The 20,010-nt window shown below is 61.2% G+C and carries 17 protein-coding genes; 9 read left to right on the top strand and 8 right to left on the bottom strand.

Annotated elements, in window-relative coordinates; translation table 11 throughout:
- Positions 1-31: 31 nt before the first annotated feature.
- A complete protein-coding gene (bamA, locus tag HU725_RS11900; RefSeq protein ID WP_217872344.1) occupies positions 32-2,395 on the bottom strand; it encodes an outer membrane protein assembly factor BamA in 2,364 nt (787 codons plus the stop codon).
- Between the two features lie 178 nt (positions 2,396-2,573).
- Between bamA and HU725_RS11895 the strand changes: the two genes are divergently transcribed.
- Both HU725_RS11895 and HU725_RS11890 read left to right on the top strand, forming a co-directional pair.
- Positions 2,574-3,266: a response regulator transcription factor gene (locus tag HU725_RS11895; protein WP_186477367.1), complete on the top strand. Its 693-nt coding sequence runs from the start codon at positions 2,574-2,576 to the stop codon at positions 3,264-3,266.
- On the top strand, positions 3,263-4,522 hold the full coding sequence (locus tag HU725_RS11890; protein ID WP_186477366.1) for a HAMP domain-containing sensor histidine kinase: 1,260 nt from the start codon (positions 3,263-3,265) through the stop codon (positions 4,520-4,522). The genes HU725_RS11895 and HU725_RS11890 overlap by 4 nt, the downstream gene beginning before the upstream one ends.
- 6 nt (positions 4,523-4,528) lie before the next feature.
- Here HU725_RS11890 and HU725_RS11885 read toward each other — a convergent pair whose 3' ends face one another.
- Positions 4,529-5,230, bottom strand: a complete 702-nt coding sequence (locus HU725_RS11885; protein WP_186477365.1) for a DUF3053 domain-containing protein — start codon at positions 5,228-5,230, stop codon at positions 4,529-4,531.
- Positions 5,231-5,532: 302 nt separating this feature from the next.
- Between HU725_RS11885 and HU725_RS11880 the strand changes: the two genes are divergently transcribed.
- The 3 genes from HU725_RS11880 to HU725_RS11870 all read left to right on the top strand — a co-directional run bounded on the left by HU725_RS11880 (position 5,533) and on the right by HU725_RS11870 (position 8,492).
- Positions 5,533-6,360: an amidohydrolase family protein gene (locus tag HU725_RS11880; protein WP_186477364.1), complete on the top strand. Its 828-nt coding sequence runs from the start codon at positions 5,533-5,535 to the stop codon at positions 6,358-6,360.
- Between the two features lie 182 nt (positions 6,361-6,542).
- Positions 6,543-6,863, top strand: a complete 321-nt coding sequence (locus HU725_RS11875) for a hypothetical protein (RefSeq protein ID WP_060479663.1) — start codon at positions 6,543-6,545, stop codon at positions 6,861-6,863.
- Positions 6,864-7,139: 276 nt separating this feature from the next.
- Complete coding sequence (locus HU725_RS11870) at positions 7,140-8,492, top strand: PAS domain-containing protein (RefSeq protein ID WP_186477363.1); 1,353 nt, start codon at positions 7,140-7,142, stop codon at positions 8,490-8,492.
- A 105-nt stretch (positions 8,493-8,597) separates the two neighbouring features.
- Here HU725_RS11870 and HU725_RS11865 read toward each other — a convergent pair whose 3' ends face one another.
- From HU725_RS11865 to HU725_RS11850, 4 genes are read right to left on the bottom strand one after another with little or no spacing between them, the layout of a single operon-like run.
- Entirely contained in the window at positions 8,598-9,611 is a 1,014-nt protein-coding gene (locus tag HU725_RS11865) for an XdhC family protein (protein WP_186477362.1), read from the bottom strand.
- A 12-nt stretch (positions 9,612-9,623) separates the two neighbouring features.
- Positions 9,624-10,970, bottom strand: coding sequence for a c-type cytochrome (locus tag HU725_RS11860; RefSeq protein WP_186477361.1), 1,347 nt, complete (start codon positions 10,968-10,970; stop codon positions 9,624-9,626).
- An 18-nt stretch (positions 10,971-10,988) separates the two neighbouring features.
- On the bottom strand, positions 10,989-13,238 hold the full coding sequence (locus HU725_RS11855) for a xanthine dehydrogenase family protein molybdopterin-binding subunit (RefSeq protein WP_186477360.1): 2,250 nt from the start codon (positions 13,236-13,238) through the stop codon (positions 10,989-10,991).
- Positions 13,238-13,693, bottom strand: coding sequence for a (2Fe-2S)-binding protein (locus HU725_RS11850; protein WP_186477359.1), 456 nt, complete (start codon positions 13,691-13,693; stop codon positions 13,238-13,240). The genes HU725_RS11855 and HU725_RS11850 overlap by 1 nt, the downstream gene beginning before the upstream one ends.
- 246 nt (positions 13,694-13,939) lie before the next feature.
- Here HU725_RS11850 and HU725_RS11845 point away from each other — a divergent pair, with 246 nt between their 5' ends.
- The gene (locus HU725_RS11845; protein ID WP_186477358.1) at positions 13,940-16,126 is read left to right on the top strand and encodes an OsmC domain/YcaO domain-containing protein; all 2,187 of its coding nucleotides are present in this window, start codon (positions 13,940-13,942) and stop codon (positions 16,124-16,126) included.
- A 94-nt stretch (positions 16,127-16,220) separates the two neighbouring features.
- Here HU725_RS11845 and HU725_RS11840 read toward each other — a convergent pair whose 3' ends face one another.
- The gene (locus HU725_RS11840) at positions 16,221-16,469 is read right to left on the bottom strand and encodes a hypothetical protein (protein ID WP_225915482.1); all 249 of its coding nucleotides are present in this window, start codon (positions 16,467-16,469) and stop codon (positions 16,221-16,223) included.
- Positions 16,470-16,693: 224 nt separating this feature from the next.
- Here HU725_RS11840 and HU725_RS11835 point away from each other — a divergent pair, with 224 nt between their 5' ends.
- From HU725_RS11835 to HU725_RS11825, 3 genes are all read left to right on the top strand, one after another.
- Positions 16,694-17,122, top strand: a complete 429-nt coding sequence (locus HU725_RS11835) for a DUF2231 domain-containing protein (protein ID WP_060479655.1) — start codon at positions 16,694-16,696, stop codon at positions 17,120-17,122.
- Positions 17,119-18,408, top strand: coding sequence for a PQQ-dependent sugar dehydrogenase (locus tag HU725_RS11830; protein WP_060479654.1), 1,290 nt, complete (start codon positions 17,119-17,121; stop codon positions 18,406-18,408). The genes HU725_RS11835 and HU725_RS11830 overlap by 4 nt, the downstream gene beginning before the upstream one ends.
- A gap of 163 nt (positions 18,409-18,571) precedes the next feature.
- Complete coding sequence (locus tag HU725_RS11825; RefSeq protein WP_186477356.1) at positions 18,572-19,078, top strand: DMT family transporter; 507 nt, start codon at positions 18,572-18,574, stop codon at positions 19,076-19,078.
- Here HU725_RS11825 and HU725_RS11820 read toward each other — a convergent pair whose 3' ends face one another.
- On the bottom strand, positions 19,079-19,984 hold the full coding sequence (locus HU725_RS11820; protein ID WP_186477355.1) for a LysR family transcriptional regulator: 906 nt from the start codon (positions 19,982-19,984) through the stop codon (positions 19,079-19,081).
- Positions 19,985-20,010 lie beyond the last annotated feature (26 nt).

The following is a 20,010-nucleotide window of genomic DNA, read 5'->3' as shown; positions in this document are numbered from 1 at the left end:
GGGTAAAAGCCGGTAATTTGCAGGCCTTGCATCAGAAGGTCTGCCCCAGCGAGAACTGGAAGATTTGCGTCTCGGCGTTGTCCGGCTTTTTCAGCGGTGCTGCCAGGCTGAAGCTCAGCGGCCCCAGGGGGCTGTACCAAGTGACCCCCACGCCCAGGGATACAGCCAATTGGTTCAAGTCGACGTTGCCGCACCCTTGGGTCGTGGAGAGGTAGCACTTGTCGGAGTAGACGTTGCCCGCGTCGACGAAAACCGAGCTGCGCAGCTGACTCTGATTTTTGATGAAAGGCATCGGGAAGAGGTACTCGGCGCCGCCAGTCACCAGGATATTGCCGCCAAGCACATCGGTGTCTCGGTCAGAGTAGTAGGCCTGGCCGGCGCTGGCATAGTTGCCGGTGGCAGGGGTGCTGCGCGGGCCGAGGGTGCCGTCCTTGAACCCGCGCACCGTGCCTTGGCCGCCGGCGGTGTAGCTTTCATAGAATGGCAGGCCATCGGTGGAGCCGTAGCCGTTACCGTAGCCTAGCGTGCTGTGCAGGCGCAGCGTGGTGTCGCTGCTCAAGGGCAGGAAAGTCTGCCCGGTATAGTCGAGTTTGTAGAACGACAGGTCGCTGCCAGGCGTGGTGGCCATCAGTGTCAGGGACTGCGAGTGGCCTCGAGTGGCGAGCACGCCTTTGTTCAGTGTCGACTCGGACCAACCGATCGAGGCCTTGAGGTTGTTGAAGCTCTTGCCCTCGCGCTCGATGAAGTCGTAGATCTCGTCGGCGCTGTAGGTGCCTGGGTTGATGTCATCGTGCTGCAGGGTCAGGCCATACGTCAGGCGCGACGTTTCGTTTATGGGGTAACCGAAGTTGACGCCTGCCCCATAGCTGTTGATTGCGTAGTATGAAACCCCGTCATCGTAGTAGTCGCTGTAATCAGTCGTGCTGTAAAACAGGTTGTAACCCAGGCTAACGCCGTCTTCGGTGAAGTAGGGATCGACAAAACCGAAGTTGTACTTGGTCTGGTACTCCGAACGGGTCAGGCCGATGGATACCTTGTTACCGGTGCCGAGGAAGTTGGTCTGGCTGATCGAGCCACCCAGGATCAGGCCCGCGCTCTGGGCGAAACCGACACTGGCGGTGATCGAGCCGGAAGCTTGCTCTTCGACACTGTAGTTGACGTCGACCTGGTCGTCGGTGCCTGGCACGGCCGGGGTTTCGACGTTGACTTCCTTGAAGAAGCCCAGGCGCTCCAGACGGGTCTTGGACTGGTCGATCAGGTAGGTCGACGCCCAGCCACCTTCCATCTGGCGCATCTCGCGGCGCAGCACTTCGTCTTCGGTCTTGGTGTTGCCGCGGTAGTTGATACGGTTGACGTACGCGCGCTTGCCAGGGTCCACCACGAACATGATGTCGACGGTATGGTCCTGATCGTTGGGCTGCGGCACGCCGTTGACGTTGGCGAAGGTATAGCCTTCGTTGCCCAGGCGACGGGTGATCAGCTCGGAGGTGGTGGTCATCACCTTGCGCGAGAACACCTGGCCAGGCTGCACCAGCAGCAACGACTTGACCTGGTCTTCCGGCACCTTGAGGTCACCCGACAGCTTCACGTCGCGAACGGTGTACTTTTCGCCTTCGTTGACGTTGACGGTGATGTAGACGTGCTTCTTGTCCGGGGTGATCGACACCTGGGTAGAGGCGATGTCCATGTTGATGTAGCCGCGGTCCAGGTAGTAGGAACGCAGGCGTTCCAGGTCACCGGACAGTTTTTCGCGGGCGTACTTGTCGTCGTTCTTGAAGAACGACAACCAGTTGGTAGTCTTTAGCCCGAACAGCTGCTGCAGCTCTTCGTCGCTGAACACCGTGTTGCCAACAATGTTGATGTGCTGGATGGCAGCGACGGTGCCTTCGTTGATCTTGATCTTCAGGGCTACGCGGTTGCGCGGCTGGGGCACCACTTCGGCGTCCACCTCGGCCGAGTAGCGGCCCTGGGCAACGTACTGGCGCTGCAGCTCGTTGCGCACGCCTTCGAGGGTGGCACGCTGGAAGATCTCGCCCTCAGCCAGGCCCGACTGCTTCAGGCCCTTCATCAGGTCGTCGGTGCTGATCGCCTTGTTGCCTTCGATCTCGATGCTCGACACCGACGGGCGCTCGACCACGTTGATGATAAGTACGTTACCGTCGCGGTTGAGCTGAATGTCCTGGAAGAAGCCAGTCTTGAACAGCGAGCGGGTGGAGTCCACCAGACGCTTGTCGTCGGCCTGGTCGCCAACGTTCAGCGGCAAAGCGCCAAACACGCTGCCAGCGGATACCCGCTGCAGGCCGTTGACGCGGATGTCGGCGATCCTGAACGACTCGGCCTGGGCTAAGGAAGCATTGAGCACGAGGAGGGAGAGCAACAGTCGCGGGTAATTCATCGAAGGTTCCAGGCGGGCATTAAAGAGCAGCGCGGGGCTGCCGGGAAGCGGGCGATGAGCATACGGGCGGGCTGTGTACGGCGCCGTTAACCGAGGGTAAAGATGTGTAAAGTTTGCCCACTTGCTGTTCATGCAAGGCGATCATTGCACCTCTGCAGAGGCTGGCACCTGACCCACCATGATTCCCGTACTGCTGGTCGATGACGACCGTGAACTAACCGAAATGCTTGCCCTTTACCTGGCGCGCGAGGGCTTTCAGGCCACGGCCGTGGCCACTGGCGAGGAGGGCGAGGCGCGTGCCTTGAGCGGGCACTATCGCCTAGTGGTGCTGGACGTGATGTTGCCAGGCATCTCAGGCATCGAAGTGCTACGGCGCATTCGTGCGCAGAGCCAAGTGCCGGTGCTGTTATTGACTGCACGTGGTGACAATATTGACCGTATCGCCGGGCTGGAGCTTGGCGCCGATGACTATGTTCCCAAGCCCAGCTCACCCGGTGAACTGGTGGCCCGCCTGCGGGCGATCCTGCGCAGAGTGCATCCGCAAATATTGGCCGAGAGTCAGGGCGCAGAGGCGATAGGCCGTGGCGCGCTGACCCTGTGGCCGGCCCGGCGCAAGGCGCAGTGGGGGGCGAAACCGCTGGACCTGACCGGTACAGAATTCAGTCTGCTCGAAGCCCTGATGCGCCAAGCGGGGCAGTTGGTGAGCAAGCAGGATTTGTCGCTCAACGCCTTGGGGCGGCCGCTGACCGCTTATGACCGGCGCATCGATGTGCATATCAGCAGCATCCGCCAGAAGCTCGGCCCGCGCGTCGATGGCAGCAGTTGGATCCAGAGCGTGCGCGGCATGGGTTACATGCTGATCGTTGAATGATACGCCGGCGCCTGTTCTGGAAGCTGTTCTTGGCATTCTGGCTGGCCAACAGCCTGACTTTCCTGGTCGGTGCCGGTGCCTTCATGCTCGACGAGTTGCGCGGTGACACCCCAGGGTTGCGCTCAATGCTGGCCACCGAGCTGAACCTGCTACACCGCTACGGCGAACAGGCTGGCCGTCAATACTTGCAGGTTTCACCTCAGCCTCCAGAGGTGCAGGTCGGCTTGTATGACGGCACCGGCCACCTGCTGGCCGGGCGTGCCGTGCAAACGCCGCGTTTTGAAAGGGCGCTGCTCGACGAAGGCGGGCGAGCCTTGGTGCTGCGCGCCTCGGTACCCGCCCGCCTGAACGAGGCGCCACCTCCGCGCGCGATGGGGCCATTGCTGACCGGAACGCTGATGAGTGCTCTGTTCGCCTTTTTGTGCAGTCTTTATCTGACCCGACCGTTGGCCTGGCTGCGTGAGGCCATGGGCCAGGTTGCCCAAGGCCGGTTCGATGTACGTATACGCCCGCGTCTGGGACGGCGCCGCGATGAGATCGTCGAGCTGGCCGAAGACTGTGACCGCATGACTGGGCAGCTCAAAGCGTTGGTCGAGGCGCAGCAGCAACTGCTTCACGATATCTCCCACGAACTGCGCTCGCCTTTGACTCGCTTGCACGTTGCCATCGGGCTGCTGCGCCAGCAGCCTGAGCGCACGCAGATGCTTGGGCGCATCGAGCGCGAATCGCGGCGCATGGATGACTTGATCGAGCAACTATTGACCTTGGCGAGGGTGCAGTCGCAACAGACCAGCAGCGAGCATGGACAGCTGGATGTCGTCGAGTTGCTGGCTCAGATCGTCGAAGATGCCCGCTTCGAAGCCAGTATGAAACAGGCGCAGGTCACCCTGCAGGGGGCCAGCGCATTCGTCACCAAAGGGCATGAAGAACTGCTGTATCGTGCTTTCGAGAACGTGATCCGTAACGCCATGCGCTATACCGCAGCGGGCAGTGAAGTGCGGGTCGAGGCCTTGCTGATCGGCGCTGGCGACCAGCTGCAGGTACTGATCGTTGACCAGGGGCCGGGGGTAGAAGCATCACGCCTGCAGCGCATTTTCGAACCGTTCGACCGCGGCGGGCAGCAGGGTGGCGATGGCTTCGGCCTGGGGTTAGCCATCGCTCGCCGCGCCGTCGAGCTGCACGCAGGCGCTATCACTGCAAATCTGGGCGAGCGTGGCGGCTTGAGTGTGGCGATCATGCTGCCACGCCTGGATTGATGCGGTTCAGCGACCGAGCATTACAGTCTTGAGCTGCGCCTGAGCCTGCTGCACGATTTTGGCCTGATTCGTCAGGTCCTGCAGCAACGCGTTGAGTTGCGCCTGCACTGTAGGGTCGGTGACCTTGACGACCGGCCCGTTGATCTGGATCTGTGCTTTATGAGCTTCGACGTAGTCGGCCACTTTCAGGCTACTGTCGAGGGTGCCGTTGATCTGCGGCAGCACCTGGAGGAAGGTATCGGCCGGCACGCTGACAGTGCGGTCATACGCTTTGTCGTAGACCACTTTGAGATCTTCCGGCTGCTTGAGCTGAGCATGGGCGCTATCGGCCTTGGCTTTTTGCACTTGCAGCTCGCTGCCCATGTCGTTAAGGCCAGTCTGTACTGCTTTGATGTCGTCACGGCGGCTGGTGATATCGTCTAGCGAACGCACCGCGCCTTTTTGCAGCAGGCCGCCAAGGGGCTTGACGGCGTCATCCATGGCGCTATTGAAGTGGGTAATGACCGCGTAGTGGTCGCTGTAGGGGCCGAACGCCTTCGACTCATCGGCGCTGAGCTTGGGAACGTGAACGCCGGGCTTGTCGATGATGCGGGTTTGCAGGAATTCGCTGAAGGCAGCGCGTTGCTTGGGTTCGTTGTCGCCGCAGGCAGCGAGTGCGAGAGGCAGGGCGAGGGCAAGCAACCACGTGGGGCGGAACGAGACGTTCATGTCGATGAAACTCCATAGGGATTGAGGCACGCCAGCTGGCAAGCTGGCGTAGCGCTCAAGGGTAGCGGGTTTTCAGCGCTGGATCCAATGTTCGCCATGCGCACCCACGGCCAAGTGAATCCCCCGACTTGCCGCCCTCGCTCGAGCGCTCGGCCGTGCTGTATCCGCCACAGGCGCTGTTACGCTTGTGGATGACTGTCTGCAACCGTATCAGCCCGGCACGCGTCGATAGGTTTCGACAGGATCGGTTAATGCATCGACTATAGGTGTAACAAACGCATTGGCGCCTGGAGAAGATACGCTTGAACATCTACGACGAACCGAAGATCGACTGCCATAACCATTTGTTCGACCCCTCAAACTTTCCATACCACCCCCAGGCCCCTTACGCACCGGCTGGCCAGGAGGTGGCAACCCTAACCCAGTTCAACCAGGTGCTCGACGCGTATGGCGTGCGCCATGCGTTGCTGGTGGGGCCCAACAGTGGCTACCACACCGACAACGCACTGTTGCTGCACGCCCTGGCAACAGGCCACGGACGCTTCAAGGGCATTGCGGTAGTCGAGCGGCAAATCGGACTGGACGCCTTGGCCGCGCTGCAGCACCAGGGCGTGGTCGGGGTGGCCTTCAACCCAGCATTGAACGGCGTAGCCAGCATGGCCGATGCCGAGCCCTTGTTCGGTAAGCTGGCCGAGTTGGGTATGTTTGCTCAGGTACAGGTGTGCCAAGACCAACTGCTGGGATTACAGCAGCTGATAGAACGCTCTTCGGTTCGTCTGTTGATCGACCACTGCGGCCGGCCAGATGCCGCCATGGGGCTGCAGCAGGCTGGTTTCCAGGCATTGCTGGGGCTTGCCGACAGCGGCAGAGCTTGGGTGAAGCTCTCCGGCGTGCAGAAGTTCGCCGAAGCCGATGACCTGTATCGGCAGAGCCACGATTACATCCGTGCGCTACTCGAGCGATTTGGCCCGCACGCCTGTGTTTGGGGCTCGGACTGGCCCTTCATACGCCAGCACGCGCGGGTGGATTACGGGCCGCTGCTCAAGCTTGCAGAGCGATTGATGCCCGATGCCCAGGTACGTCGCCAGGTCATGTGGGACACCCCGCAGCGGCTGTTTGGCTTTTGCTGATCTTACGCAGTCGACAGTACCGCCCCCGGCTCATGGCCGTATGGCGCGCGCCGCTAGGGGCATGGGCCTGAGTTGTGGTATACAACCATCAACCACACCACCTTCGCTGGCATCCGGATGCGTCGCGGCGGTTGGGTGAATTTCTCGCACTTGCTCCACTACTGTGAAACGGAGATTCGAAGATGACCGCCACCGACCGTCTAAGCCTGCTGCAGTACGAGCACCTGGGCCTGGACGATGTTGCCGCTGCCGAGTTCAAGGTGGCGCTGGAGGAGCTACGCAAACTGGCGCTGGAAGACCGTTACGAGCACCCCGCAGCACTGCACCTGGGTGATATCGCCGACGCCGAAAACCGTCAGGAACTGGCTGAAACCAAAGCTTGGGGAATCGGCTTTCTGCAAGGGCTGACCTGTGCCAAGGCTTTCAACCAGGAGCAACTGGAGGCGCTCAGGCGGGTATTCCAAGCTGCCGCCGACCGCGCTATCAAGCGCATGTGCCGATAAACGCAAGATTGGGAATCTGCCGCTGTCTGCAATGGACAGCGGTAATCAGTTAACCCCCGGATGTGCATGCGAAACACGCAGCCGCATGCACAGTCGTGCCGTACAGTGTTAACGGGCATATCGGCTTTTTTTCGACTTTACTCTCAAGCACCGATGCCAAATCTTCATGTTTTGACCGCAACCTGTACGGGCGGCTCGCAGTAGCGCGGGCTGGCGTCGAGCCAGGCGAGCTCGCCCGGCTGCATCAGGCGGTTGAACAAGGGTATGGGGGCCCGCATGAAGCTACGCGCTAAACTGCTCTGGCTGTTAGTCCCGCCGCTGCTGCTGGTGTTGCTGCTCATCTACTTCGCAGCCCAGAGCATGCTGCTGGCGCCCCAGGACAAACAGGACGAACGCCTGCTGGTTGCCGAAGCCGAACGCCTGCGGGCGTTGCTAGGCAGTACTTTCGAGCGTGACGCCAACCGCCTGCGGCAATGGGCCCAGGCGCTACCGGGGGCCGTACCAGCGGCCTTCCCCCTGGATGCTGCCACGTTGGGCCGCAGCGGTTTCGACTTCATCGGCTATTTTGCCAATGGCATGCGCCGGCAGAGTTGGCGGCCGCTTGACCTCACGACGCTGGAACGCCCCTCTGGCGTTCGACCCTTCAGCTTGCAGGCGCTGCATGAAGGCGCTGAGCAGCAATTGGTGCGTCTGCTCCAGGCCCAGGATGTGGCGCCGCCTGCGCAATTACTGGCAGTGTTCAGGGTGCCGCTGATCATCGTGGCAGTCGATACCGCTCGCAGCGGCGAACGGGCCGGCGGTGTACTGCTGGCCGGCACCTTCATGGACCGCAAGCGAATCACCATGCTGCAGCAACAATTGGCCGGCGAGCTGGCCTGGCTGCCTGTGACCAGCGAGCAGCAGCGGCCAGCGCTTCAGACTGAATTGATGAGCATCGGTAATCGCAAGGTAGTCGATGGCCGCCATCAGAGTATCGACCTGCTGTTTCATGACAGCCTGGGTGAGCCGCAACTGCGGCTGCAATTGACCCGTGAACGCCACCTTTATCTGGAGGGCGAGCAGCAGCTAACTATCTTTCTCGGCGTAACATTTGGGCTTCTCTGCCTGGCATGGCTATTGATCTACCTTGCACTGAACGTGAATCTACTGCGACGCATTGCGCGCTTGCATCGCGAACTGCTCGCCGTGGGTGGGTCAGCGGTCGGGCGACGCCTGACAGATGACAGCGTTGACGAATTGGGCACCCTGGCACGCGAAGCGAACCGTGTGCTCGACCGCCTTGAGCAAAACGAAGCCCGCGACCGTGTGATTCTCCAAGCAATGCGAGACGGCTATTTCGAGCTTGACGAGCTGGCCAGGATTGCGTCAGTAAACCCGGCGTTCTGCACGTTGCTTGGTTACCCGGCGGTTCAGATGCTTGGGCGCTCCTTCGCTTCACTGCAAGCGCCGCAGCCTTCAAGCCCTGATATAGCCTCGGTAATCGCTGAAACCGAGCCCGGGGCGTCAGTCTGGACTGCACTACGCTGCGCCGATGGCAGCATTGGCCAGTTCGAAATGCAGATTTTCAGGCGCCACAGCGCCGCAGGGCGCCTGATCGGCTATCGCGGCGTTCTTCATACAATCAGCTAGCGTGCATCACATAGCCCCTGGCTGATCTGAATCGCCTTTCGCTACGCCTGGGCTGATTCAGACGACCGCAGGCATTTCAAAACGCGCGTCCAAGGGATTGGTAGCTTAATCCTGAGCCTCAAGCGCCCGCTTGGCAGCGCTGACATCGACCGCGCTCGGCAAGGTAATACCGTTCTTGGCCGCCAGGATTTCGGCCATGACACTGACGGCAATCTCCGCAGGGGTCTTGCTGCCGATATAGATGCCAATCGGCCCGTGCAGCCTTTGCAGTGAGGCTTCGGTTTCGCCGAAATGCTCGATCAGGCGCTCACGGCGCAATTGGTTATTGCGCCGTGAGCCTATCACGCCAATGTAAAATGCAGGGCTGCGCAACGCCTCGAGCAGTGCCAGGTCGTCGAGCTTGGGGTCATGGCTTAGGCCCACGATGCAACTGCGCAGGTCGGGGGTAAAAGCGCGCACTACGTCATCCGGCATGCCGACGATCTTCTCCACGCCTGCAACATTCCACCCGTCCATGTATTCGGGGCGAGGGTCGCAGACTGCCACCTTGAAGCCATTGAACAGCGCCATGGTTGCCAGGTATTCGGCCAGCACCCCGGCACCGATCAGCAGTAGGCGATACCCCGGCCCGAGGGGGTTGCCCATCATTTTGCCGTCGAACTGGAACGGTTCAGGCGGCACGCTGGTGGTCAATTGAACCTGACCGCTCTGCAGGTTCAGCGCCCGGCGCACCAGGTTGCCATCCTCCAGTAGCTGCAGCAGTTGCCCCAGGCTTGCCAGCGCTGGGTCGAATTCGAGGATCAACTCCAGCGTACCGCCACAGGGGAGGCCGAAGCGGTGGGCTTCATCGGCGCTGACACCATAGCGCACCACCTGCGGTGGGCTTGATGGCATACCCTCGCCGCGGTAGGCGGTGGTGTAGCGGTGGATGAGATCGTCTTCGATGCAGCCACCCGATACGCTTCCCACCACCCGGCCGTCGCCGCGCAAGGCCATCATCGAACCTACTGGCCGGGGCGATGAGCCCCAGGTGCGGGCGACGGTGGCCAGCAGTACGCGTTCGCCCGCCAGCAGCCAATCGTGTGCGCTACGCAGCACCAACAAGTCGATACTTTCCATTGGCCCGGGCCCTCAACGCATGTGCAGAATGATCGGGCTGCTGCTGGCCGGGTCGGTGTGCCCACGTAGCTTGCTCACTGCCTGCGCGTCCACCGTGCCACCGTTATTGCCCCAGGCGCTGCGCGCGAAACTCAGCACCGCCGCGATCTGCGGGTCCGTCAACTGTTCGCGGAAGGCGGGCATGCGGTAAGCATCCGGTATTCCGGCGGCGACTACGCGCTGCGAGCCGTTGAGGGTAATGTTGATCGCCGAGGCGTTTTCGCGGGCCAACGCCGAAGTGGCACCGGCCAGCGGTGGCATCCATTGCCCCTGACCCTTGCCATCGAGGCCATGGCAGCTGGCGCAACGGGTCACGTAAGTGTGCGCGCCGGGGTCGTCCAACCGTGTGGCTGCCGACAACGCTTGATACTGCCAAGGCGCACCGTCTCGTTCAGGGTCGCCGGGCAGGGATTTGAGGTAGCGAGCAATAGCGTTCAGGTCTTCATCGTGCATGAACTGGGTGGAGTTGTTGAACGCTTCGGTCATGGACCCGTAGACGACCGCATGCCGATTGCGGCCTGTCTTGAGGAACTGGACGATTTCAGCCTCGCTCCAACGGCCAAGGCCGGTGTTGGGGTCGCTGCGAAGGCTGGGGGCGTACCAGCCATCGAGCAGGGCGCCGGCCAGGTAGGGTTTACCGTCTTCATCGAGCGCTTTTTCATTGAACGCAAGGCCGCGCGGGGTGTGACAGCTGCCGCAATGGCCCGGGCCCTGAACGATGTAGGCGCCGCGGTTCCACAACGCATCCTGCCCGGCCTTATCGGCGTAAGGGGACTTGGCGGCGAACAGCCCATTCCACAAGGCAATGGGCCAGCGCATATTCAACGGCCAAGGGATATCGCTTGGCAGGTTTGCCTGATGAGCTGGCTGCACACCACTCATGAAGAAGGCGTACAGCGCCTGCACATCGTCATCGCTGAGTTTGGCGTAAGAGGGGTAGGGCATGGCGGGATACAACCGACGACCGCCGGGCGCCACCCCATGGCGTACGGCGCGATCGAAATCAGCCAGGCTGTAATTGCCGATGCCAGTCTCGCGGTCAGGGGTGACATTGGTCGCATGGATGGTACCCAAGGGCGTGGCCATGGCCAAACCACCGGCAAACGGCTTGCTGTCGGGCAGGCTGTGGCAAGCGACGCAATCGCTCAGCCTGGCGACATACTCGCCGCGGCTGACCTGCGCGGGGTCAAATTGTTGTGTTTGGTCGGTGTTGAAGGGGCTGGCTGGTTCGCGGGTCACGTACCAGGCCAGCAGGCCGGCCGCGATCAAGCACGGCATGGCCAGCCAGCCAGCGGCTCTGGCGAAACGACGATGGCTCATTGGGCAGTCCTTTTCCAGTCAGCTGAAGGTATGGCGGCTCAAGGGCAGGCTACGCACCCGTTGGCCGGTCAACTGCGCCACGGCATTGGCCACGGCAGGCGCCACTGCCGGCAACGGCGGCTCACCGATGCCACCCATCTTTGCTCCGCTCTCGACGATACGTACATGCACCCGAGCCATACGCGAGGGTGGCAGGATTGGGTACAAGTCGTAGTTGCGAGCACGGGGCTTGCCATCGATGAAGACCGCTTCCTCCACCAGCGTCTGCGACAGCCCCAGTGCCACTGCACTGTTGACCTGGTGCTCGATGATCGAGGGGTTGACTATGCTGCCGGGGTCAATTGCCTGCCATATGTCATGCACCTTGACCTGACCGTTTTCGATGGACACCTCAGCGATGGCCGCCGCTTGCGAGCCAAACGGTGAAGCCATGGCAATGCCACGGGCGCGCCTGCTGCCGTCCTCAGCGGTGAATGGCCCGCGCTTCCAGCCTCCGGACAGTTCGGCCACCGCGTGCAGCAGGTTGGTCAGGCGCTGATTGTCACGCAACAAGTGCAGGCGAAGTTCGTAAGGATCCTTTCCGCCCTTGTCGGCCAATTCGTCGAGGAATGATTCGTAGAAGAAGTCGTTCAACGAGTTGCCCACCGAGCGCCAGTAACCGAGCATTGCTGGGCCTTTCACATAGATCTGGGCGACCCGCTTGTTGGCGATGGCGTAGGCTTTGCCCGAAAGCCCCTCTACAGCAGTGGGGTCGACCTTCTCGCCTTGTTTGCCCGCGAGGGCTTCGGTGGGCCCTTCGGTGGCGCTGATCGCTTCGAGGGCTACCGGTAGCCCGTCGGCATCCAGCGCTGCACGGAACTTGACCACCGCCACCGGGCGCAGCACGTCGCGCAAGAACTCTTCCTCACGGCTCCATATCAGCTTGACCGGGCGATTGACCGCTTTGGCCAGGGCAATGGCTTGTGGATAGGGATTGGCCGAATCGTAGAGGAAATGGCGACCGAAGAAGCCACCGAGCAGCGGCGAGTGCAAGGTGATTTGAGCCGCGTCCAGGCCGGTGCGCTTGGCGATGTCATCGCGGAACATGTCCGGGGCCTGGTTAGGCAGCCACACCTCGAGGGTCCCATCAGGGTTGAAGCGAGCGATGGCGGACGGCGGCTCGAGCTGGGCATGGTTGAGGTACTGGTTCTGGTAGCTGGCTTGGACCGTGGTCTTGGCATTGGCCAAGGCACTTTCAACGTCCCCTTCATGTTCATCGTCGCGGGCCGGGCCTTGCGCATTGGCCAAGTGCTCCCGCCAGCCATCGCTTGAGAAGTCTGCCGGCATTGCCCGCACCTGGCTGTCGGCCTCAGGCTCTTTCCAGTCCACCTGAATCGCCTCGACGGCGCGCTTGGCATGCCACCAGCGCTCGGCCACCACGGCTACCGCCCCTGGCAGCTGGTGCACCGAATGCACCCCTTTCATGCCCTGAACCTGCGCCTCATTGCGTAGGCTGCCCACGGTCATGCCCAGGCGCGGCGCATGCTGCACGGCGGCATGCAGCATGCCATCGACCTTGATATCGATGCAGTACTGGGCCTTGCCCGTGGATTTGTCGTAGGCATCCAAGCGCGGTACTGGTTTGCCGATCCAGCGGAACTGGCTGGGGTCGCGCAGTTTGACGCTGCCTGGATCCGGAACCGGCAGGTCCATGGCGCGGCCGGCCAGTTCACCGTACGCCAGTGAGCGACCGGAGTTTGCGTGCACGACCTTGCCAGGCTCGGTGGTCAGCTCATCGACTGGCACGCGCCATTGCTCGGCGGCGGCCTGTAGCAGCATGGCCCGGCCAAGAGCGCCGAGCCGGCGCATGGTCGGGTAGCTCATGCGCACCGACATGCTACCGCCCGTGATGCGCATGCCATTTTCCATCACCACATAGGCTTCACCAGGCGGGGCGCTCTCGACCAGGAAATTGACAGGGTCAACGTCCAGTTCCTCGCCAACAATCTGCGCCATGGCCGTGAACGGGCCCTGACCGCCTTCCATGAATGGGCTGAGCAGGCGCACCTTGCCATCAGGGCGGATTTCCAGAAACGCCGGAACCTGGGTGCCGCGTTCTGCTGTGGCTGGCGTCGCTGCCTGTACCCGAGCCGACCCCAGTGGTAGGCCAAAACCTAGCACCAGTGCACCCACCGCTGTGCCGGCCAGGAAGCGACGACGCGACAGATTGACGGTTTCGCCCTTTTGCAACTCCATTAGCACTGCGCCATGATCGATGGGAGTATTCATCAGGCCTGCTCCCCTTGGGCGAGTGCATGCACCGCCGTGTAAATGGCGTTATAGGTGCCGCAGCGGCAGAGATTGACCATCGCCGCGTTGATCTGCTCATCGCTCGGTTTGGGGGTGTGCTTGAGCAGCGCCGTGGCAGCCATGACCTGACCAGATTGGCAGTAGCCGCATTGCGCCACTTGGTGCTTGACCCAAGCTGCGACCACACGCTTGCCGACTTCATCGGCCTCTACCGCTTCGATGGTGGTGACTTCGCGGCCAACCACGCCGGCTACTGGGGTGACACAGGCACGCACAACGTTGCCATCGACCAACACTGAACACGCATCGCACTGGGCCAGCCCACAACCATACTTGGTGCCAGTCATGCCCAGGTCGTCGCGCAGTACCCACAGCAACGGCGTGTCGGCATCGGCGTCGACCTGGTAGGTCGTCTGGTTGATACGAAGTTCCATGGCTCACCTGCTGATCATCGGTTGATGGCATTGACTGTCGACTGGGGGATTCGTTGCCCCCCAATCCAGAAACGCTAGCACACAGATACGACCACTGGTCAGGTTGCAGATGGGGGTTCGCAGGATCAGGCAAGCAATCCGTTGGATTGGGTAGGCGCACGGGATGGCGAAGGGGACTTCCGGGGCGAAAACCCGGATAATGCCGGCCAATTTCGTTTTGCACGCTTAAATCACGGTACTGTCCGCATGGAAATCAAAGTCAACTTTCTCGACAACCTTCGTCTTGAAGCCAAATTCGACGACTTCACGGTGATCGCCGATCAGCCGATCCGCTACAAAGGCGATGGTTCGGCCCCTGGCCCGTTCGACTATTTCCTGGCGTCCTCGGCGCTGTGTGCGGCGTACTTCGTCAAGCTCTACTGCCAGACCCGCGATATCCCCACGGAGAATATTCGCCTGTCGCAGAACAATATCGTCGACCCGGAAAACCGCTATAACCAGATCTTCAAGATTCAGGTCGAGCTGCCTGAGGACATTTCCGAGAAGGATCGTCAGGGCATCTTGCGATCGATCGATCGCTGCACCGTGAAAAAAGTCGTGCAGACCGGCCCTGAGTTCATCATCGAGCAGGTCGACAACCTCGACGCCGATGCCCAGGGCCTGCTGATGCCGGTGGCCGAAACCACCACCTACATTCCCGGCAAGGACCTGCCGCTGGAACAGACCATCGCCAACATGTCCGGTATCCTCGCAGGCCTGGGCATGAAGATCGAAATCGCCTCATGGCGCAACATCGTGCCTAACGTCTGGTCGCTGCACGTACGCGATGCGCAGTCGCCGATGTGCTTCACCAACGGCAAGGGCTCGACCAAAGAGGCCGCGCTGGCCTCGGCGCTGGGTGAGTTCATCGAGCGGCTGAACTGCAACTTCTTCTACAACGACCAGTTCTGGGGTGAGGACATTGCCAATGCGCCGTTCGTGCATTATCCGAACGAGCAATGGTTCAAGCCTGGGCCAAAAGACGCTTTGCCCACGCAGATTCTCGATGAGCACTGCTTAGGCATCTACAACCCAGATGGCGAGCTGCGCGGTTCGCACCTGTACGACACCAACTCGGGCAACACCGAGCGCGGCATCTGTTCGCTGCCATTCGTGCGCCAGTCCGATCAACAGGTGGTGTACTTTCCCTCCAACCTGATCGAAAACCTGTTCCTGAGCAACGGCATGAGCGCTGGTAACACCTTGGCCGAGGCCCAGGTACAGTGCCTGTCAGAAATTTTCGAGCGTGCCGTCAAACGCGAGATACTCGAAGGGGAGCTGGCCCTGCCGGACGTTCCGCCGCATGTGCTGGCCAAGTATCCGGGCATCCTGGCCGGTATACAGGGCCTGGAGGAGCAGGGGTTCCCGGTGTTAGTCAAGGACGCATCGCTCGGCGGTGAGTTCCCGGTGATGTGCGTGACACTCATGAACCCGCGTACCGGCGGGGTATTTGCCTCGTTCGGTGCCCATCCAAGCTTCGAAGTGGCGCTTGAGCGTAGCCTTACCGAGCTGCTGCAAGGGCGCAGCTTCGAGGGGCTGAACGACCTGCCGCAACCGACCTTCGAAAGCCATGCCCTCACCGAGCCGAACAACTTCGTCGAGCACTTTATCGATTCGAGCGGTGTGGTGTCGTGGCGCTTCTTCAGCGCCAAGGCCGACTTCGAGTTCGTCGAATGGGACTTCTCAGGCCACGGTGAGGACTCCAATAGCCAGGAAGCGGCAACCTTGTTCGGCATCCTCGAAGGCCTTGGCAAAGAGGTCTACATGGCCGTGTACGACAATCTCGGCGCCACTGCCTGTCGCATCCTGGTGCCAGGCTATTCCGAGATCTACCCGGTTGAAGACCTGATCTGGGACAACACCAACCGCGCTCTGGATTTTCGCGCCGACATTCTCAACCTGCACAGCCTCGACGACCGAGCGCTGCGCGCCCTGCGCCGACGCCTGAACAACCTCGACGTGGATGACTACACCACTATCACCACGCTGATTGGCGTTGAATTCGACGAGAATACGGTGTGGGGCCAGCTGACCATTCTGGAGCTCAAACTTCTGATCTGCCTTGCGCTCAAGCGCTTGGAGGATGCCAAGGAGCTGGTCGAGGCGTTCCTGCAATTCAATGACAACACTGTCGATCGCGGGCTTTTCTACCAGGCGCTGAACGTGGTGTTGGAGGTGTACTTGGACGATGAGCTTGAAATCGCCGATTACGAGACCAACTTGCGGCGCATGTTCGGCAATGAGCGGATGGATGCAGCGCTGGGGTCGGTCGAGGCAAGCGTTCGATTCTACGGCCTGACGCCGACCAGCACGAAACTCGAAGGGCTGGACCGACATCTGCGCCTGATCGAAAGCTACAAGAAGCTGCATGCTGCCCGGGCAAAGTTCGCCTGAGCCTTGGCAGGGCGCTGTGCGCCCGTTGGCGACGCAATTGGCTGGCCGTTACCGATGCGCCGTCGCCGTCTGCGGCGCCAGCCGGCCTTGAACCTCAGTGCTTGCACTTGGCGAGCACTACCTGGCATGTGCCAGGTGTGCCGCCGGAGCGGCCGGCGTATCGGATGCAATTGTTCAACGATTTCTGCTTGGCGATGCCTAGGGTATTGCCCCAGGCAAGTCCGCCTTCGCCAATGCTGGGCAACGCCTTGGCGAAACAGTTGGAACCAGGCGCCGCGGCATAGTAGCGCGCCTTGGTGCTTTTGCTCGAGCATCCGGCATTGATGACCAAGCTCACGGCCATCAGCACAGCTGTAGCCCAGCACGCCCTATGGCGTTTGTCCTCGATGCCCATCCTGCCCCCTTGTCACCCGTGCATGGAGTCTTCAAGACTACTTGCATCAAGCCAAGCGGTGAACTATCCGCACATCCAGGTGATCCCTTCTTAAGCGCACCCTGCGCACGCCTGATGGACCGAGCCGCGCGCCAGTCTGCCAGCCTTAGGATACCGACTGATAAGGAGGCGCCGTGAGCGCTACTGAGCACACTCTTTACCGATGCACGCCCAGCCCGCTGCATGCGATTTTGCTGGCCGGCACGGTACCGTTGTTTCTCGGCGCACTGCTGAGCGACATTGCCTACTACATGAGCTATCAGATCCAGTGGAGCAACTTCGCCGCATGGTTGATAGCCGGTGGCTTGTTGTTCTGCGGGCTGGCGTTGTTGTTCGCCTTGGCCAACCTGGTGCGCGCTCGGCGCAAAGCTGGGCGGCCGACCCTTTATTTGCTGCTGCTGTTGGTGACGTGGGTGCTGGGCCTGATCAATGCTTTCGAACACGCCAAGGATGCCTGGGCAGTGATGCCCGCTGGTTTGGTGCTGTCGGTAATCGTCAGCATCCTGGCCTGCGTGGCCGCTGGGCTGGGCTTGAGCAATCTGCGTTCGGGAGTTGAAGCATGAAGCCATTGCACGCACTTTCTCTGTTGAGCGTGGCCCTGCTGTTGGCCGCCTGTGGTGGTGACGGTGAGCCGAATCAAGCGCTGGGCCCTGATCCGAAGCTGCCTGCGCCTGAGCGCGGGCTGTTGCCCAGTATGAAAATCGCCCAACCAGCGCAGTGGGGTGATCAGAAACCTACAGTGCCCGAGGGCTTCAGCATCACCGCCATCGCCACCGATCTGAAAATTCCGCGTCAAAGCCTGGTACTGCCCAATGGCGATATTCTGATCGCCGAGGGGCGTGGCGGCAGCGCCGCCAAGCTCAAGCCCAAGGATGTGATCGCCAGTCAGATAAAGGCCCAGGGCAATACCCAGGTCAAAGGTGGCAACCGTTTGACCCTGCTGCGCGATGCCGATGGTGATGGCACCTACGAGATGCAGACGGTATTCGCCGATAACCTCAACGCGCCTTATGGGCTGGCATATGCCGACGGCAAATTGTACGTCGCCAACCAGGATGCGCTGGTGAGTTTCGATTACCAGGATGGCCAGACCAAAGCCGGCGGCCCACCCAGCAAACTCACCGACCTGCCAGGGCAGGTCAACCATCACTGGACCAAATCGCTGACCATTAGCCCCGATGGGCGCTATCTGTATGTGGGCATAGGCTCCAATAGCAACATCACCGAGCGCGGCATGGAGGTGGAGATAGACCGCGCCATGGTCTGGCAGGTGGATGCGGTCACCGGAGCCCATAGGCCGTACGCCACCGGCCTGCGCAACCCAACCGCATTGACCATCCAGCCAGATACCGGCCAACTGTGGACGGTGGTCAACGAACGTGACGAACTGGGGCCGGACCTGGTACCGGACTACCTCACTTCGGTGCGTGAGGGCGGCTTCTACGGCTGGCCCTACAGCTACTGGGGGCAGAACGTAGATGAGCGCGTTAGGCCGCAGAACCCGGACAAGGTGGCTGCCGCCATCAAGCCGGATTACAGCTTGGGTTCCCACGTCGCTGCGCTGGGTGTCGATTTCTCCAATGCAGCGATGGGTGAGCGGTTTGCCGAAGGGGCGTTCGTGGGTGAACACGGCAGCTGGAACCGCCCGAACCCCGTCGGCTACAAAGTGATCTTCGTACCCTTCAAAGGCGGCAAGCCTGCAGGCGAGCCCATCGACTTTGCGACGGGCTTCCGTGGTGAAGATGGCAAGACCCGTGGCCGCCCAGTGGGGGTGACCGTCGACCCACGAGGCGCGCTGATCATCGCCGACGACCTGGCGAACACGGTGTGGCGGGTTACCCGCAAGTAAAGCTAGAGCCCCAGCCTGTCCTTTTCGCCATCATGTCGCGGAAGGGACAGGCTTCAGGGTGGGGCATTCGTAGCACGAATGATCAGCGTGCATATCTTCGATTTCCATAATCAATGGTTATCAAGTGATGATCTGCTCATCTTGTATACCGATGGGCTCGATCATGATCTCCAAATCCATTTTACTGACTGCTCTCCCTATATTGATGGCCTTGCTGGCGGGGTTGGTGCTGCCGTATCAAGCAGCTAGCAACGCCGCGGTTGGTCGTGCACTCGGGCACTGGTTGTGGGGGGCGTTCACCTCTCTGACGGTAAGTTCGCTGGTAGTGATTGCAGCGTTGCTGATTCTGCGTGTGCCCATGCCTGACCTGAGCAAAGCCGCGCAGGGGCCTTGGTGGCTATGGATTGGCGGCGTGCTGGGCGCGCTCTATGTGGCTGGCGCTGCAGCTTTGACACCCAAGCTGGGTACGGCAGGCTTTTTGGTCTTGGTGGTGGCAGGCCAGATTCTGACGTCGGTGATTGTCGATCATTTTGGCCTGGTGGGAGCTGCCAGCAAACCCGTGAACCTGCCCAGGGTAGCGGGTGTGTTGTTGATCCTTGGCGGCGTGTTGCTGGTGCAGGGAGGCTGGACCACGAGCCCAGAGCCCGGCCGAGCCATGATCGAGCGCTGATCAATGCTCTGACTGGCTACACGCCCACACGGCCTCGCGCAGCCAGCGATGGCCAGGGTCACTGTCCTTGCGTGCGTGCCAGGCCTGCTGATAGGCCAGTGCGGCTATCGGGAGCGGTGGGGCGAACTGGCACAGAGAAGGGTGCAACTGCGGCCCGAGCGCGCGCTTGGCGACGGTAAGGATCAGGTCCGTGCCGCTCAGCACGTCCACTGCCGCGCTCCAGTGTGGCAACGCGAGGGCGATATGGCGCCGTAGACCTTGCTCTGTCAGAGCCTGCTCGATTTCATCATAGGCATCGGGATGCATGGCCATGAGCACGTGAGGGCGCGTCAGCCACTGTTCTAGGGTGAGTTCGCCTGCAGCCGGCAGCACCTGATGGTCTGCGACACTGATGAAACTGTCTTCGAATAAGGTCTGGGTGATGATCCCGGCTGGAAGGTCCGGAAAAATCCCCAATGCCAGGTCCAGTTCACCATCGAGTAACTGGGCGAGCATGGTTTCACGGCTGGCCTGACTGATAGCCAGGTCGATCCCTGGGGCGACCCGGCGTAGGTAGCGCACCAGTGGCGGCAAAATGATGCGCGAGGCGTAGTCCGACAATGACAGCCTGAAACGTCGGTGCGCCTGGCCAGGGTCGAACAGTGGTGCGGCCAACAAACCGTTGAGGCTGCCTAGGGCATCCTGCAGTGGTTTGGCCAACGCCTGCGCACGTGCGGTCAAGGTCATTTGGCCACGTTGGCGAATCAGTAGGGGGTCGTCGAAGTGTGCCCGCAACTGCGCCAAGGCGTGGCTAACCGCTGGTTGGCTGCGGTGCAGGCGCAAAGCCGCACGCGTCACGTGCTTCTCAGTGAGCAATGCGTGCAGCGCCAGCAGCAAGTTGAGGTCGATCTTACGCAGCTCATCCATGGGGCGAATGCTTTCGTCGGCTGAAT

It is taken from the genome of Pseudomonas promysalinigenes, assembly GCF_014269025.2.
Classification (GTDB): domain Bacteria; phylum Pseudomonadota; class Gammaproteobacteria; order Pseudomonadales; family Pseudomonadaceae; genus Aquipseudomonas; species Aquipseudomonas promysalinigenes.
Note: the sequence above shows the minus strand (reverse complement) of the source record. Positions and strands in the feature narration are given on the sequence as shown.

What these genes read in the sequence shown, in the direction of transcription:
- HU725_RS11845 (WP_186477358.1), top strand. Translation starts at nt 13,940, where the DNA reads ATGGAAATCAAAGTCAACTTTCTCGACAACCTTCGTCTTGAAGCCAAA.
- HU725_RS11870 (WP_186477363.1), top strand. Translation starts at nt 7,140, where the DNA reads ATGAAGCTACGCGCTAAACTGCTCTGGCTGTTAGTCCCGCCGCTGCTG.
- HU725_RS11895 (WP_186477367.1), top strand. Translation starts at nt 2,574, where the DNA reads ATGATTCCCGTACTGCTGGTCGATGACGACCGTGAACTAACCGAAATG.
- HU725_RS11885 (WP_186477365.1), bottom strand. Translation starts at nt 5,230, where the DNA reads ATGAACGTCTCGTTCCGCCCCACGTGGTTGCTTGCCCTCGCCCTGCCT.
- HU725_RS11860 (WP_186477361.1), bottom strand. Translation starts at nt 10,970, where the DNA reads ATGAGCCATCGTCGTTTCGCCAGAGCCGCTGGCTGGCTGGCCATGCCG.
- HU725_RS11820 (WP_186477355.1), bottom strand. Translation starts at nt 19,984, where the DNA reads ATGGATGAGCTGCGTAAGATCGACCTCAACTTGCTGCTGGCGCTGCAC.
- HU725_RS11855 (WP_186477360.1), bottom strand. Translation starts at nt 13,238, where the DNA reads ATGAATACTCCCATCGATCATGGCGCAGTGCTAATGGAGTTGCAAAAG.
- HU725_RS11840 (WP_225915482.1), bottom strand. Translation starts at nt 16,469, where the DNA reads ATGGCCGTGAGCTTGGTCATCAATGCCGGATGCTCGAGCAAAAGCACC.
- bamA (WP_217872344.1), bottom strand. Translation starts at nt 2,395, where the DNA reads ATGAATTACCCGCGACTGTTGCTCTCCCTCCTCGTGCTCAATGCTTCC.
- HU725_RS11830 (WP_060479654.1), top strand. Translation starts at nt 17,119, where the DNA reads ATGAAGCCATTGCACGCACTTTCTCTGTTGAGCGTGGCCCTGCTGTTG.
- HU725_RS11875 (WP_060479663.1), top strand. Translation starts at nt 6,543, where the DNA reads ATGACCGCCACCGACCGTCTAAGCCTGCTGCAGTACGAGCACCTGGGC.
- HU725_RS11850 (WP_186477359.1), bottom strand. Translation starts at nt 13,693, where the DNA reads ATGGAACTTCGTATCAACCAGACGACCTACCAGGTCGACGCCGATGCC.
- HU725_RS11890 (WP_186477366.1), top strand. Translation starts at nt 3,263, where the DNA reads ATGATACGCCGGCGCCTGTTCTGGAAGCTGTTCTTGGCATTCTGGCTG.
- HU725_RS11825 (WP_186477356.1), top strand. Translation starts at nt 18,572, where the DNA reads ATGATCTCCAAATCCATTTTACTGACTGCTCTCCCTATATTGATGGCC.
- HU725_RS11865 (WP_186477362.1), bottom strand. Translation starts at nt 9,611, where the DNA reads ATGGAAAGTATCGACTTGTTGGTGCTGCGTAGCGCACACGATTGGCTG.